The organism is Pseudomonas moorei (assembly GCF_008801475.1).
In the GTDB taxonomy this organism is placed as follows: domain Bacteria; phylum Pseudomonadota; class Gammaproteobacteria; order Pseudomonadales; family Pseudomonadaceae; genus Aquipseudomonas; species Aquipseudomonas moorei.
This window is the reverse complement of record NZ_VZPP01000023.1, coordinates 1-13,633: the sequence shown is the minus strand read 5'-3', so window position 1 is coordinate 13,633 and position 13,633 is coordinate 1. Positions and strand designations below refer to the sequence as shown.

The 13,633-nt window shown below is 59.5% G+C and carries 11 protein-coding genes and 1 pseudogene; 3 read left to right on the top strand and 9 right to left on the bottom strand.

What is annotated here, in order from left to right; genetic code table 11:
- Positions 1-14: 14 nt before the first annotated feature.
- Complete coding sequence (locus tag F7R06_RS28885; RefSeq protein ID WP_090328618.1) at positions 15-1,142, top strand: sensor histidine kinase; 1,128 nt, start codon at positions 15-17, stop codon at positions 1,140-1,142.
- Positions 1,143-1,210: 68 nt separating this feature from the next.
- Here F7R06_RS28885 and F7R06_RS28880 read toward each other — a convergent pair whose 3' ends face one another.
- Positions 1,211-1,516, bottom strand: coding sequence for a chaperone modulator CbpM (locus F7R06_RS28880; protein WP_090328616.1), 306 nt, complete (start codon positions 1,514-1,516; stop codon positions 1,211-1,213).
- Between the two features lie 23 nt (positions 1,517-1,539).
- Positions 1,540-2,484, bottom strand: a complete 945-nt coding sequence (locus tag F7R06_RS28875; RefSeq protein WP_090328614.1) for a DnaJ C-terminal domain-containing protein — start codon at positions 2,482-2,484, stop codon at positions 1,540-1,542.
- A 298-nt stretch (positions 2,485-2,782) separates the two neighbouring features.
- On the opposite strand from F7R06_RS28875, the gene F7R06_RS28870 reads away from it, so the two are divergent.
- Complete coding sequence (locus F7R06_RS28870) at positions 2,783-4,057, top strand: Hsp70 family protein (protein ID WP_090328611.1); 1,275 nt, start codon at positions 2,783-2,785, stop codon at positions 4,055-4,057.
- 130 nt (positions 4,058-4,187) lie between these two features.
- Here the strand turns inward: F7R06_RS28870 and F7R06_RS28865 are convergent, their stop codons facing one another.
- The 4 genes from F7R06_RS28865 to F7R06_RS28850 form a co-directional block, all read right to left on the bottom strand.
- Entirely contained in the window at positions 4,188-5,201 is a 1,014-nt protein-coding gene (locus F7R06_RS28865; RefSeq protein ID WP_090328609.1) for an AI-2E family transporter, read from the bottom strand.
- 233 nt (positions 5,202-5,434) lie between these two features.
- On the bottom strand, positions 5,435-5,743 hold the full coding sequence (locus tag F7R06_RS28860) for a PsiF family protein (protein ID WP_090328606.1): 309 nt from the start codon (positions 5,741-5,743) through the stop codon (positions 5,435-5,437).
- A gap of 90 nt (positions 5,744-5,833) precedes the next feature.
- Positions 5,834-10,261: a dermonecrotic toxin domain-containing protein gene (locus tag F7R06_RS28855; protein ID WP_245706761.1), complete on the bottom strand. Its 4,428-nt coding sequence runs from the start codon at positions 10,259-10,261 to the stop codon at positions 5,834-5,836.
- A gap of 104 nt (positions 10,262-10,365) precedes the next feature.
- Positions 10,366-11,148, bottom strand: coding sequence for an AraC family transcriptional regulator (locus F7R06_RS28850; RefSeq protein WP_090328604.1), 783 nt, complete (start codon positions 11,146-11,148; stop codon positions 10,366-10,368).
- Positions 11,149-11,243: 95 nt separating this feature from the next.
- Here F7R06_RS28850 and F7R06_RS28845 point away from each other — a divergent pair, with 95 nt between their 5' ends.
- Complete coding sequence (locus tag F7R06_RS28845) at positions 11,244-12,131, top strand: DMT family transporter (protein ID WP_090328602.1); 888 nt, start codon at positions 11,244-11,246, stop codon at positions 12,129-12,131.
- Positions 12,132-12,205: 74 nt separating this feature from the next.
- Here the strand turns inward: F7R06_RS28845 and F7R06_RS28840 are convergent, their stop codons facing one another.
- From F7R06_RS28840 to F7R06_RS28830, 3 genes and pseudogenes are all read right to left on the bottom strand, one after another.
- Positions 12,206-13,096, bottom strand: a complete 891-nt coding sequence (locus F7R06_RS28840) for an esterase/lipase family protein (RefSeq protein ID WP_090328600.1) — start codon at positions 13,094-13,096, stop codon at positions 12,206-12,208.
- 108 nt (positions 13,097-13,204) lie between these two features.
- On the bottom strand, positions 13,205-13,510 hold the full coding sequence (locus F7R06_RS28835) for a DMT family transporter (protein WP_090328598.1): 306 nt from the start codon (positions 13,508-13,510) through the stop codon (positions 13,205-13,207).
- Positions 13,511-13,633: pseudogene (locus F7R06_RS28830) on the bottom strand (FMN-dependent NADH-azoreductase); the annotation flags it as partial.

Sequence of the window (13,633 nt, the reverse complement as noted above, 5' to 3'; positions counted from 1 at the left end):
CTCAGGTAACCGCCATGCGTCTTTCCGAATTCATCACCTTGAACGTTAATCGCATCGTCGATGAGTGGGAGCAATTCGCCAAAACCATCACCCCGGCCGCACATTCGATGGATAGTGCCTCGCTGCGCGATCATGCGAAGTCGATCCTGCTGGCAGCGGCCAGGGACATGACAAAGCCTCAAACCCCCAGCGAACAGGCGGCCAAAGCCCGTGGCGAAGGGCCGGAAAAGACCCCAAGCCTGGATGAGGCCGGCGCCAGTCACGGCGAATTGCGCCACAACGTGGGTTTTGATCTGGTGCAGATGACCAGTGAATTTCGCCATTTGCGTGCCAGTGTGATTCGTCTGTGGATCGGCAGCCTGAACAGCCCCGACCTCGCCTACTTCCAGGACATGATTCGCTTCAATGAAGCCATCGACGAAGCCCTGGCCGAGTCCACCGCGGCCTATGCCGAGCAGGTCAATCGTTCGCGGGACATCTTTCTGGCGATTCTCGGCCACGACCTGCGCGCGCCGCTGCAAGCGGTGAGCATGTCTACCGAACTGCTGCTGCGCAAAACCACACTGGAAGGCGACGCTCTGACGTGCGCCATCAACATCAAGCAAGGGGCGCGGCACATGGCCGCGATGGTCAGCGACCTGCTGGAACTGGTACGCAGTCGTCTGGGCAGGAGTCTGCCGATCGAACCTGCGCCCATGGACTTGGCCGAAGCTGCACACGCGGCGATTGCCGAAGCCTGTGCGGGCAATCCGGAGTGCGATCCGACGCTGGAAGTACTGGGCGACGTACGGGGTGTCTGGGACGCGGGGCGCATCGACCAATTGTTGCAGAACCTGATCGGCAACGCCTTGCAGCATGGTTCGAACAAAGGCGAGGTGACGGTGACCCTCAAGGGCGAGCCGGAAACGGTTCAGCTCAGGGTACACAACCACGGCACACCGATTCCCGAGGACGCCATCGCCACCATTTTCGATCCGCTGGTACGCAGTGCCGACGAAGAACTGGGCCAGCCTTCAACCAGCCTGGGATTGGGGTTGTTTATCGTCAAGGAGGTGGTCACCGCCCACCAGGGGACGATTGAGGTCAGCTCGAATGAAGAGGACGGCACACTGTTTACCGTGGTGCTGCCCAGAAAGGTTTGAAGACGTGATGACCGGTGGGCCCTTGTGGCGAGGGAGCAGGCTCCCTTGCCACAGATTCGGTGTGCCGATTACTCCACCACCAACCGCCCCAACCGCTGCCGTAACATCCGGTTCTCCGCCCGCAGTTGCTGCACCTCTTCGAGCAAATCCAGCGCCAGGGCGACGCCTTCCCATTCCAGTTCCAGGTCACGCCGCAGTTTGGCGGCGCGCTTGGCCAGCGTCAGTTCGTAATCGGTGAAGCGCCAGTCCTTGGGCGCGCCCCCCTGGGGTTCGAGGATGCCGTGTTCGACGATTTCGATCACGTAGACGTCCGACAGGTCGGTCGCCTCACAGAATTCTGCCATGTCCAGTTGAACGATCAGAGGGCTGCTCATATCGGGCTACTCCGGGTCTTGGATCAGAAATGTTCTCTCGGGTCGAACGCGGCCTTCTTCGCCAGTTCCTGCCACAGGGCCTTGATCTCATCGTCCGATTTTTTCGGCATGACGGCCTTCAGTTGCACGAACAGGTAGCCACGTTCCCCCGCCTTGCTCAGCAGGCCATGGCCCTTGGCCCGCATGCGCTGGCCGTTCTGGCTGCCGGCGGGCACCTTGAGGTTGATCTTGCCGGTCAGGGTCGGCACCGCCACTTCGGTGCCCAGGGCCAGTTCCCAGGGGGCCAGCGGCAGCGTAATGATCAGGTTTTCGCCTTCGACATCGAATTTCGGGTGCGGCGCGAAACGGATGGTCAGGTACAGGTCGCCATTGGTGCCGCCACCGATGCCCGGTGCGCCCTGGCCTTTGAGGCGAATACGCTCACCGTCGGTCACACCGGCGGGGATCTTCACGTTCAGGCTTTTAGTGGTATTGCTGACATGCTGGCCGGCAGCGTTGTACTGCGGCACCTGGAAGGTGACCTTCTTCGATTCGTTCGAGAGGGTTTCCTCCAGGAAAATCGCCAGTTCCATTTCCACGTCCTGCCCCCGACGCCCGCTGCTGCGACGCGACTCTGCCCCACCAAAGCCGGGGCCACGGTTACCGAAGATCGAACTGAAAAAGTCCGAAAAATCGCCGGTATCCTGACCGCCGCCACCGAAACCGCCACGGCTTTGCCAGCCCGGCGGCCCCTGGAACGGTTGACCATGCTGGCCATAGCGGCGCAAGTCGTCGTATTCGGCGCGTTTGTCGGCGCTTTTCAACGCTTCATAGGCCTCGGAGGCATCCTTGAACTTGGCCTCGGCGTCCTTTTCCTTGCTGACGTCGGGGTGGTACTTGCGAGCCAGCTTGCGATAGGCGGCCTTGATCGCCTTGTCGTCTGCGGTCGGCTCCACGCCGAGAATCTTGTAATAGTCTTTGAAGTCCATCGCGGGAATCACCATCCGTTATCGAAATCGCGCCACCTGACACAGCATGCGCTTTTTTGCAGCACAGGGTTTGACCGATCTCAAGTTTGTGACCGGGCAGCGCTTCAGAAGTTTATCGGCAGCGGGCGGGGCGAATGGCGCCTGCCCCCTCGGCTGTCCGGTTAGATGCAGGGTAGTTTGGGGGTGATGGCGCGTCTTTCAAGCCATTGATCAGCAGATTTAGCAGATAGTCGGCCTTCGATTCTGTGCCGCACTGACATACACTGCGCGGCCGTTTTTTAACCGGAACTTGAAAGACATGAAAAACGCATCTCCAGCCCGTGCCTGTGGCATCGACTTTGGCACGTCCAACTCCACCGTCGGCTGGCTCCGGCCCGGCATGGAAACGCTGATCGCGCTGGAGGACGACAAGATCACCCTGCCTTCGGTGGTCTTCTTCAACATGGAAGAACGCCGCCCGGTGTACGGCCGGCTGGCGCTGCACGAGTACCTGGAAGGCTATGAAGGCCGCCTGATGCGCTCGCTCAAGAGCCTGCTGGGTTCCAAGCTGATCAAGCACGACACCAGCGTGCTGGGCACGGCAATGCCGTTCAAGGACCTGCTCGGGCTGTTCATCGGGCAGTTGAAGAAGCGTGCCGAGGCTGCCGCTGGTCGGGAATTTGATGAAGTGGTGCTGGGTCGCCCGGTGTTCTTTGTCGATGACGATGAAATGGCCGACCAGGAAGCGGAAAACACCCTGGTGGACGTCGCCCGCGCCATCGGCTTCAAGGACGTGTCCTTCCAGTACGAACCGATCGCTGCGGCATTCGACTACGAGTCGACCATCGAAAAAGAAGAGTTGGTGCTGATTGTCGACATCGGCGGTGGTACGTCGGACTTCTCGCTGGTGCGCCTGTCCCCGGAACGTCGCAACCACGACAACCGTCACGACGACATCCTGGCCACCGGTGGCGTGCACATCGGCGGGACCGACTTCGACAAGCAACTGAGCCTGCAGGGCCTGATGCCTCTGTTCGGCTACGGCAGCCGGATGAAGAGCGGCGCCTACATGCCCACCAGCCACCACATGAACCTGGCGACCTGGCACACCATCAACTCGGTGTACTCGCAAAAGTCGACCCTGGCGCTGGGCAGCATGCGGTACGACATCGAAGACACCGGTGGCATCGATCGCCTGTTCAAACTGATCGAACAACGTGCCGGACACTGGCTGGCCATGGAAGTGGAAGAAACCAAGATCCAGCTGACCCATGCCGACAGCCGCCACGTAGCCCTGGACCGCATCGAAGCCGGCCTGAGCGTTGAGCTGAGCCGTGCCCTGTTCGAGTCGGCCATCGAGAACTTGCTGGAGCGGGTGCGCGACAGCGTGACCCGATTGCTGGCGGATGCCGATGTGCGGGTCGATCAGGTGGACACCGTGTTCTTCACCGGCGGTTCGAGCGGGATTCCGGCTCTGCGCAACAGTGTTTCGGCGATGTTGCCGAATGCGCGGCATGTGGAAGGGAACATCTTTGGCAGCATCGGCAGTGGTCTGGCGATCGAAGCTGCAAAACGCTACGGCTCGATGGGCTGATCCGACACCGAGTCGCCTCCATCGCTGGCAAGCCAGCGCCCACAGGTACAGCGCCGTTCTCGCGGCTACGCCATATCTGTGGGAGCTGGCTTGCCAGCGATGATGTCAGATCAGGCAATACATTTCCCGATCAAACCATCCCCACCTGCTTCAACTCGCTCTTCAGATACGCGTAATAAATCGGCCCTGCCACCACCCCCGGCAGGCCGAACGCGGCTTCGAACACCAGCATCGCCAGCAGCAACTCCCACGACTTGGCACTGATCTGCCCGCCGACGATGCGCGCGTTGAGGAAATATTCGAGCTTGTGGATAAAAATCAGATAACCCAGCGCCGCCACCGCCACCCAGATCGACAGCGACAAGCCGACGATGGTGATCAGGGTGTTTGACATCAGGTTGCCGATCACCGGCAGCAGCCCCAGCAGGAAAGTCAGCACGATCAGGGTTTTGGTCAGCGGCAGCTTGATGCCGAACAGCGGCAGGAGCACCGCCAGAAAAATCCCGGTAAAGAACGTATTGAGCAGGGAAATCTTGATCTGCGCGAACACGATGTTGCGGAACGCCTGAACCAGCAGGTGCAGACGATCGAACAGCGCCGCGGCCAATGGTTTGCGCTTGGTCAGATCTGGAGCGCGCTGCAAGGCAATGATCGCGCCCAGTACCATTCCGATCAGCAGTGTCACAAACATGTGCGCGGCGTCTTTGCCCACCAGTTGTAACTCGCTGAGGTGTTTACTCATCCACTCGCCAATGGCCACTCGAAACTCGGCGGCGCTGGCCGGCAGGTAAGCATCGATGAACGGCGGCAGCTGTCCGCGAGCACGGTCGACCACGTGCATGAATTTGTCGAGCGAAGCACCCGGGTTTTCCGCCTCGTGCAGCAGAAAACTGATGGCGCCGGCGAAAATCAGGCTCAGCACACTGACCACCAATGTCCCCAGCAAGGCCACGGCCAGCCAGCGTGCGCGCCGACCTTCGATCAATCGCTGCAACTGCGGGGTGAGCATGTTGACCAGTTCGAACACCAGCAACCCGGCCATCAGGCTGGGCAGCAACCGCAGCGGGAGCACCAGCAGCAGTCCGCCAAAAATAATGACCCAGCTGATGACCAGCAAAACATGACGCTGAGAAAACGTTGGCATACAGCCTCAAAACGAACGGCGTAAAAGGATGGGCAGTCTGCCAGCGATCCGGTGGCAGCACTAGGGATTGTGTGGGGCGACCTTGGTCTCAGGTTCAGGTTTTTTTGCAGTACCTTGACCGGCCTCTTCGCGAGCTGGCTCCCACATTGAGTCCTGTGTGCTCAGTTCCATTGTGGGAGCGAGCCTGCTCGCGAAGAGGCCCTCACAGCTCCCCCGCAATTTCAGCTGAGTGTTTATTTTTTCTTCAGGCAATCACTCATGAACGCCTTGCGCGCGTCACCCTTGAGGGCTTTGGCGGTAGCGTCGGCGTTGCAGGTTTTCATTTTCTCTTGCTGAGGGGTCAAGGCTTTGCCGGCATCGTTGGCCGCCGGCGCAGCCTTGAGGCAATTACTCATGAAGGCTTTGCGCTCATCGCCCTTGAGGTTTTTAGCGGTAGCGTCGGCATTGCAAGTGGTCATCTTGTTCTGTTGGTCAGTGGTGGCAAACCCTTGGGAACAGAGCAGCAAACCGATCATCAACAAAGGGACACGCAATATCTTCATGGAGTTATCTCCTTGTCGCCGCATCGAACGATGCGGCCTCCCCGAGGAGTGTAGTCAAGCCTGGTTACACCTTCCTCCAGTCATAAAGGATCATTGCGTCGGGGGTTCGATTGCGGGCTCTTCGGCCAACAAGTCCCTGAATGCCTGGTTATAGCCTTCCCAGGACAAAATGCGTTTTTCGATCACGGAAACGGGCAATCGCTCGAACGACACCCCGACCTCCCCTGGCAGACTGTATTGCGTGCCCAACGCCTTCAAAGACGTGAACTGGGCGTAAGCCCCCGACTTGTACAATTTGTTGATTTTTATCTGCCGGAAGGTGTTGCTCTGCGAAACCTCCGGCAGCGCAGCCCGACCCGCCGGGACATCGTTGATAAAGGCGAATTCCGCGCTTGCCGGACCTGGCTCGAGGGTTTCAATGGGCGGCAGTTCGAACTGGAAATAGCCGTTGTCCGCCGTATGGGCGACAGGGAACTCCGGCCAGGAATCAGCAACGACCAGCTGCTTGAGATTGGTCAAGTCATCGCCGATCACCACGTACTGATGATCGAAGGCAGTGGCTTTGACGAGGTGGACCCGGGAGACTCTCGGCTGGCTGGCCAACAGCGCAAAGGTCACCTTGGAGTTTTCCGAACAGTTACCCCCCTTGATTTCAATGGCTTTGCGCGCATGTTCGGCAATGGTCAAGCGTGCGGTGAATTCCCCTTCTTGCAGGTCCAGCCCTCGCAGCCCCTTGATTTTCGCGATCGCCGAGCCGCCGTTTTCCCAGATGCCCGGCAATTGGTTGCCCGAGAGAGGCAACAGTTCCCTGGCTCGATAGATGGCACGCTGTGCCTGGCGCAAATTGGCCATGACCTGGGGCGTCACTTCCGTTGGCTGTGCTGCCGTCGTGACGACTGATCGCACCTTGTCTGCATATTTTTCCAACTCGACCCACCGCTCGCTGGACGTCGGAGTGTTGTCCCTCACAGCGCGTTGCAGCGTCTGATACGCCTCCAGGCGTCCGGTTTGCTCGAGATTGCGGGCGTGGGCACCCAGATTGCGCTCGGATTCCGTGAGCGCCACCAAACCGTCCTCGGTGAACAGTCGCCCGATCAATGCGTCGTACTGTTCGGGCGACATCAGCTTTTTAAGGTCAGGCAACACTTCGATGCTTTGTACTGTTCGCAGATTGGCCTCGGGGCCCTCCCCGTTCGCCTTGGAAAGGCCATGCCAGAGTGAGTCCCAGCAATCGAGGGACAAGCTGTCGTACATCAGCTTCAAGCCGCGCAGGTAGTCGTATCGTGCAATCGGAGGAACACTTGGATGGAATGCGCCGTTGACGAATTCCAGACAGTCTTGCTCAACCTTTTGCAATTGCGCGAGTTCGCTCGCCTGCGCGGGGGCTCCCCCACGCAGGCGCATGATCGCCGGGTCGAAAGTCGGCGCTTTCAACTCCGGCAAATCGCTAAGAACACTTAACAGCCTGTAGGGTTTCAGGGCGTGCTGACGCAATGCCGCTTTCAGGGCCGGGCCCTGGCCGATTTGAATCTGCAACGCATTTCGCTCGGCATCGGGTAACGCCTGCAAGATCGAGGTAAACAAATCACCGCCTGAATGCAGGACGTCGCCTTGCTCGTCACACGCCTGGAAAAACCCGTTGTCGCTCACCACAAGCGTTCGTCGAATCGCAGCGTCATCACGACCGATGCTGTCCAGTTTTTTCCCGTCGAAGCGGTAGTGACGCAGCTCAATCCTGACATCGGCATTCCAGCCAGGCAGGTTTTCCAGCGAGTGCAGCGCCAGGGCGTCGAAGTCCGAGTTGTCGACCGACTCCAGATAAAAGCCCTCGTACGCACGACTGATTCGCACATCCCTGAGCGCCCAATGGGCGAAACCCTCAAGTCGTTCGGGAAGCCTGCGCAACTTGAGCGCCTGCAATTCCTCCGGACGCGCCAGCGCCAACAGCTCTTGTGCAACGACACCAGGCAATCCAGCGACCTGGTCCTGGATGAACCTCGCCTCGGCACTGACGGCGCGCTCGACGCTTCGGTAACGCCTGTCGAACAAAGACGCCTTGCGCTGTTCGGCCCGTTTCGCGAGCTGCCTCCTCAAACGCTCGGCATTCTGCATACGGCTGCCGACCGCTGCATCGGGTTCATCACCCAGCAGTTGCCGGGTCTGGGCATCATCGAGAAGCAACAGCAAGGTGTCGATCAGGTCGGTATCCGCCGCTTGATCCGCCGGGAAAGACACCGGCTCTTCACCGGCCCCGATGGCGTACAACACACGGCCATCGGCCCCCTTGAGCTCAATGGCTCTGCCGGGCCACAAACCGTCCAGCAGTTGAAACTGCCAGAGTGGATCGGCCTGCAGATAATCCTGTGCGCGAGCGCTGCCGATGTTTCGGATGAAGGTGTGGATATCCCGGTCGATGCTGAACCGGGTCACCGTATCGCTCAGCAAAGGGATTGCCCGTTCGTTATCGGCGTACATGCGTACAAGCGCACCGATATCCGCACGGCTGACCGTGCGGATCTCACCGAGCCTGTCCGTCAAACCTTCTACCGACGGGCCGAGTCGCTTGATCAGCGTATCGGCATCCCAGGCATGGGGTTTCTCGCCCTCGATCACAAATGCGCCCGTGCCGTTACTCTCCGCCACCGGCTGATAGGCCTCGGGGCGGGTCGGATGCTGAACGCGGTGCTTGCCGGTCCGCGAATCAACCTTGAGTTCGAAATGGCCGTCATCCAGAGGCAGAATCTGCCTGCCCTGGTGTTGATGCAGGCCGTAGAGGTCAGGTTTGGAGTCCGCCGCCAGACGCAGGTTCTGTTGCTGGTAGGGCCGCAGATTTTGCCCCCATAGCCGCTGCTCACCAGTTCTCAGCGTCACGGGACGGGCCCCTTCAAGAAAGGACGACAACCGGGGTTTCACTACTTGGGTGGCAAGACCCCCTCCAACGGCAAGGGTGCCCAACTGAATGAGGTTTTCAGCGACGCCCAGCAGATGTTCTGCGGCTTCCACGTACTCGCCCTCGGCGAGCTCGACGACACCCTCCACGACCCCGTCAACCAGTTGATAGACGACGTACCCCAGCATCAGCTCGCCCAGCACCGGCACAAATGGCGTGGCGACGAACAGGGCCACTTCCATGATGTCGGTGAGCATTTTTTCCAGGTTTTCTATCCAGGCCCATCTTGCGGCACTGTCCGCATCGGCGCTGGACACGGCCAGCGCACGCCCGTCAGAAAGGATCTTGTCCACCTGCCGCTGATAAAGATAAGACCAAAGGTCGCCGTCAAAGCGATTGGCTGTATCGCTTTCGAACGACAGGGTGGTGAATCGCAGGTCCGGGCGTTCCACCCGGGTTTCGCGCCAGGCAGGCAAACTGGAGCCAGGCTGCGCACCGTGATAGGTGACTTGCCACAATTTCGCGTTGAGTGCGGCGAAAAAATGACCACGCTGCCCGTGGTCCACAAATCGACTGAAAAACGCCTGATAGCTTCGACGGGATGCAGGGGACGCCTGATCATTGCCCTGCAACTGGCGAGTCAGCTCCCGCACGAAGTCGACCGACGAGGCATACTCCTTCAGCGGATGCTCCGGATCGTGCGGTACATAGGCAATGACGCGTCGGACATTGGCACCGGGCGTGTCGATATCGGCGGCGATCAGCACAACCCCGGTCAGGCGGGTGTCGAGCATGTTCAAGTGATAGAAGCGTGCAGGTGCGCCATCAAACACAATGCCCCGCTTGCCCAGGACCATGTTCAATACCGTCAGGTACGCCTCGGCCCCGATGTCTTTTTTCATCAACGCCAGATGTGCTGCGGCTTTCATGGCGCTCTGCTGGCTGGCGATAATGTGCTTGCGCAGTAACGCCCGGGCAGTGGCTTCTTCGGGCATCAGATAACTTTGCAGATAGGTTTGGTACCGGGCGCCTATATCCAGCGTTCGGCACAGCGCCTTGAACTGCTCGACCGTTATACCCAACTTTTTTATTTCAAAGCGGCCGACTTCGTCAGGCCTGGTGATAAAGGAAGAGTCGCCGGTAAACACTTCACTTTCGGCAAAGTTTTGCAGTGATGCATCAATTAAAGAGACGGTTCGACTACTGACTCCCCCTGTGACGTTAATCGTCCATGGCGATGTTTTAGCCGGGTAATACAAGCGCAAAAAAGTTTCACGAACATCCAGCATCAGACCGTACTGCTCATTGAGGGCACGGGTCAGCAATGGCTGGGCGAAGGACACCACATCTTGCAGTTTCCCAAGCATTTGATCGACCCGGCTCTGTGCCTGCCAACTGGCCTGCATGGTGTCTTTCGCGGCCAAATGCTCCAGGTAGGATGCCGTCTTGCTCCATTCGGGAAGAATTTTAGGGGCTGTGCGCAAATCGCCTATTCGCTGGAGAGAGGCACTGGTTACCCAGTCGGGAATAGCGCCATTGATAAAAGTGGAATGAATACTTTCCCGGCGTTCAATATCGGGAGTTTCCGGAACACGCTCGGAATTTAATAATAATTTTTTCACAATCATTACCCGCAAACTTATATAAAGAGCGCCGAAGCCTACAGCGCCTCAAACCTGCTCCTGTGCAGCTTGATTCGGATAATGCTGTATGAAACATCTCAACAAGTTGGTTAAAACATCTTGTTGCGCCGATAGTAATCGGGTGTACATCCAGCCTGGCGCTGAAACATCGCGATAAACGCCGAGCCTGTGCTGTACCCCAGATCGAAGGCGATCTCCTGAATGCTGCGGTGGCTGTCCAGCGCCTCAATCGCCGTCAGAAAGCGCAAGCGCTGGCGCCACTCACCGAAACTCATGCCCAGCTCGCGGACAAACTGCCGCGCCAGGGTGCGTTCGCTGACATGTATTTGCCCGGCCCAATCCGCCAGTGGCCGGTTATCCCCGGGGTCGGCTTGCAGCGCCTCGAGTATGCCCAGCAGCCCGGGACTGCTGGCGTAGGGCAAGTAGCACTCCTGCACCGGTGCCTGTTGCAACTGGTCCACCAGGACCTGGGCCAGGCGTTTGTCCGCTTCCCGCTCGGGGATCTTCACATCCCGCGCCGCGAAGTCCTTGAGGATCGCCTTGAGGATGTCGCTGATGGCCAGCGTGCAAGCCTGCCGGGGCAGATCGGCACAGACCGTCGGCGCCAGGCAAACGGCGCGGTAATTGATCGGCTGATGGCTGTAGAAACTGTGCTCGATTTGCGGCGGCACCCACACCGCGTATTGCGGCGGCGACATGAAACGGCTGCCGTCGACGTCCATGTGCAACACCCCGTGGGCCGCATACTCCAATGTGCCCCAGGGGTGACGGTGCGGCGCGGCGAATTCGTGGGTATCAAAGTCGGCGTAACGGAAGTAGACCGCCGAAGGCAGTTCGCTGAAATCCAGCAGGTCGATGTGTTTACGGGTCATGCTGTCCGGATTCAGGGGCAGGTTGTCAGGATCGAAGTATAGGCTTGTATCCAGACAGAGGATAATTGCCCTCCATTAACGTTCTGGTTTACCCGATGCAATACGCTTATCCCCTGCTGGCCATCTTTATCTGGGCCGGCAATACCGTGATCACCAAAATGTCAGCCGGGGCGATCTTCCCCGCCGAGATCGGCTTTTACCGCTGGCTGCTGGCCGGCTTGCTGTTCACGCCCTTCATGCTCAAACCGGTGATCGCCCATTGGCCGGCGATTCGCCCGAACCTGGGCAAGATCTTTGTCCTCGGCGTGCTCGGCATGGCGGTTTACCAAAGCCTGGCGTATTTCGCCGCGAGCCTGACCTCAGCCACCAACATGGGCATCATCCTGTCGTTGATGCCCTTGATGTCACTGGCCATGGCAATCATCAGTCTGGGCCAGCGCCTGACCATTGGCGCACTGGCCGGTGCGGTGCTGTCGTTTGCCGGGGTGTTGGTGGTCGTCTCGTCCGGCAGCCTGGAGGTACTGCTCGAACATGGCGTGAACCTGGGTGACGCCATGATGCTGATCGCCACCCTGGCCTACGCGATTTACAGCACGCTGCTGAAAAAATGGCAGCTGCGTTTGCCGCCCTTGGTGCTGCTGTACTTGCAGGTGCTGGTCGCGGTGGTGGTGCTGTTTCCGCTGTTTCTCGCCTCCCCGAAAGTCGGCCTGACCCTGCAGAACATTCCATTGGTGCTGTACGCCTGCCTGCTGGCTTCGATGGTTGCACCTCTGGCGTGGATGCAGGCCGTGGTGCGCCTGGGACCGAGCCGGACCACGTTGTTTTTCAATTTACTGCCGCTGATCACCGCGCTCATTGCGGCGGTGGTGCTGCATGAGCAGTTGGCGCTGTATCACCTGGTGGGCGGCCTGTTGACCTTGGGTGGGGTGATTCTGTCCGAGCGGTGGACCACGGTGCTGGGGCGAAAGACAAACGCTGTCTGATCTGGCCTCATCGCGGGCAAGCCACGCTCCCACAGGGATCGTGCCATGTGGTCCGAGATAAACAAGAACGCGGTCTAAAGCCCTGCCGCGTTCAACCGTGCCGCATGTTCGACAAACAACCGGATCGGTTCGGCCTCCTTGCCCACCCATCCCCAAGGCTGATTGACGATGTCGAAATGATTCAGCGGAAACTCGTCGCCAATCACCATTCCTAGGTGCGAGCTGTAACGCCCGACCATCCCGTCGCAATACCCGGATTCGCGAACGAAGGTTTTGGCGAACAACCGGCAACTGCGATGGGTGCCATCAAGCGGATTGCGTCCCCGGTCGGTCTTGCCCGGTTGCAACGTCCCGGACCAGGAGTAATAACGCACGCCGTTGACTTCTTCCGGTCCGTGCCCACCCCAGAATTCGGGCAGGCCTTGTGGATAACGTTGATTGAACAACGCCACGCCTGCACTGGTGAGTGAATGATGGGACGCATGAATATCCACCGGCAGCTTCGGCCCGCGATAGCCGGTTTCGAGCAGGCTCATCAGCGCCGCGATCCAACGGAGCAGGCCGCTGAGCATGCGTCCTCTGACGCTGTCATGGGGATAGTGTTCGTGCAGGTAATCCGCCAGCTCCGAACCATGATTCGGCCCTGCCACCGACGTGACTGAAGCAACCCGGTCAGGGCGCTTGGCGGCGGCGTACCGGGCGGTCAGCGAGCCCTGGCTATGACCGATCAGGTTGACCTTCTCGGCCCCTGTCTCGCGCAGGATCTCTTCGATCCGCGCCAGGAGTTGCTCACCACGCACTTCGCTGGAGTGCAGCGGCGAGACCTGCACCGCAATCACTACCGCCCCACCCTGACGCAGCGCGGAAATGATCCCGTGCCAATAGGGGTAGAGCAGCAACCGGACAAACCCGAGCATTCCCGGTACCAGCACCAGAGGGTAGCGCGGGGCAGAATCGTGCGACATGGGCGGACATCCTGATGATCTGTGAGCTGATGCAAGGCGCAAAGCAAAAAACTCGCCTAGCATCGCCAGCAAAGATGACAACTCATGCACCAGTTTATGCCATCCAGCCTACTTCAGCCCCACCACCCCGGCGACGATCAGCCCGACCGACAGCACTTTGAGCAGAGTCAGGCTTTCGCCCAACAGCGCAAACCCGAGAAACACCGTGCCCAATGACCCGATGGCGGTCCAGATCGGGTAAGCGATGCTCACCGGCAACTCGCGCATGGCCAGGGTCAGGAAGTAGATCCCGCCCACCGCCGCCACGACGGTCACCAGCGACGGCCAAGGCCGGGTGAAGCCCTCGGCGTACTTCATGCCCATGGCAAAGGTCACTTCAAACCCGGCCGCGATCAGCAACCACAGCCAGGCCATCTAGAACGACCTGACCAGCGCCAGTAGGCGCTGTTCAGCCTCGGCGGCGGACACTGCGAAAGAGCGTGCTTCAGACTCTTCCCCTTCGGCGGCGACCACCGTGACGTCGGTAATACCGATAAA

What these genes read in the sequence shown, in the direction of transcription:
- F7R06_RS28835 (WP_090328598.1), bottom strand. Translation starts at nt 13,510, where the DNA reads ATGGCCTGGCTGTGGTTGCTGATCGCGGCCGGGTTTGAAGTGACCTTT.
- F7R06_RS28865 (WP_090328609.1), bottom strand. Translation starts at nt 5,201, where the DNA reads ATGCCAACGTTTTCTCAGCGTCATGTTTTGCTGGTCATCAGCTGGGTC.
- F7R06_RS28870 (WP_090328611.1), top strand. Translation starts at nt 2,783, where the DNA reads ATGAAAAACGCATCTCCAGCCCGTGCCTGTGGCATCGACTTTGGCACG.
- F7R06_RS28840 (WP_090328600.1), bottom strand. Translation starts at nt 13,096, where the DNA reads ATGTCGCACGATTCTGCCCCGCGCTACCCTCTGGTGCTGGTACCGGGA.
- F7R06_RS28875 (WP_090328614.1), bottom strand. Translation starts at nt 2,484, where the DNA reads ATGGACTTCAAAGACTATTACAAGATTCTCGGCGTGGAGCCGACCGCA.
- F7R06_RS28880 (WP_090328616.1), bottom strand. Translation starts at nt 1,516, where the DNA reads ATGAGCAGCCCTCTGATCGTTCAACTGGACATGGCAGAATTCTGTGAG.
- F7R06_RS28885 (WP_090328618.1), top strand. Translation starts at nt 15, where the DNA reads ATGCGTCTTTCCGAATTCATCACCTTGAACGTTAATCGCATCGTCGAT.
- F7R06_RS28850 (WP_090328604.1), bottom strand. Translation starts at nt 11,148, where the DNA reads ATGACCCGTAAACACATCGACCTGCTGGATTTCAGCGAACTGCCTTCG.
- F7R06_RS28855 (WP_245706761.1), bottom strand. Translation starts at nt 10,261, where the DNA reads ATGATTGTGAAAAAATTATTATTAAATTCCGAGCGTGTTCCGGAAACT.
- F7R06_RS28845 (WP_090328602.1), top strand. Translation starts at nt 11,244, where the DNA reads ATGCAATACGCTTATCCCCTGCTGGCCATCTTTATCTGGGCCGGCAAT.
- F7R06_RS28860 (WP_090328606.1), bottom strand. Translation starts at nt 5,743, where the DNA reads ATGAAGATATTGCGTGTCCCTTTGTTGATGATCGGTTTGCTGCTCTGT.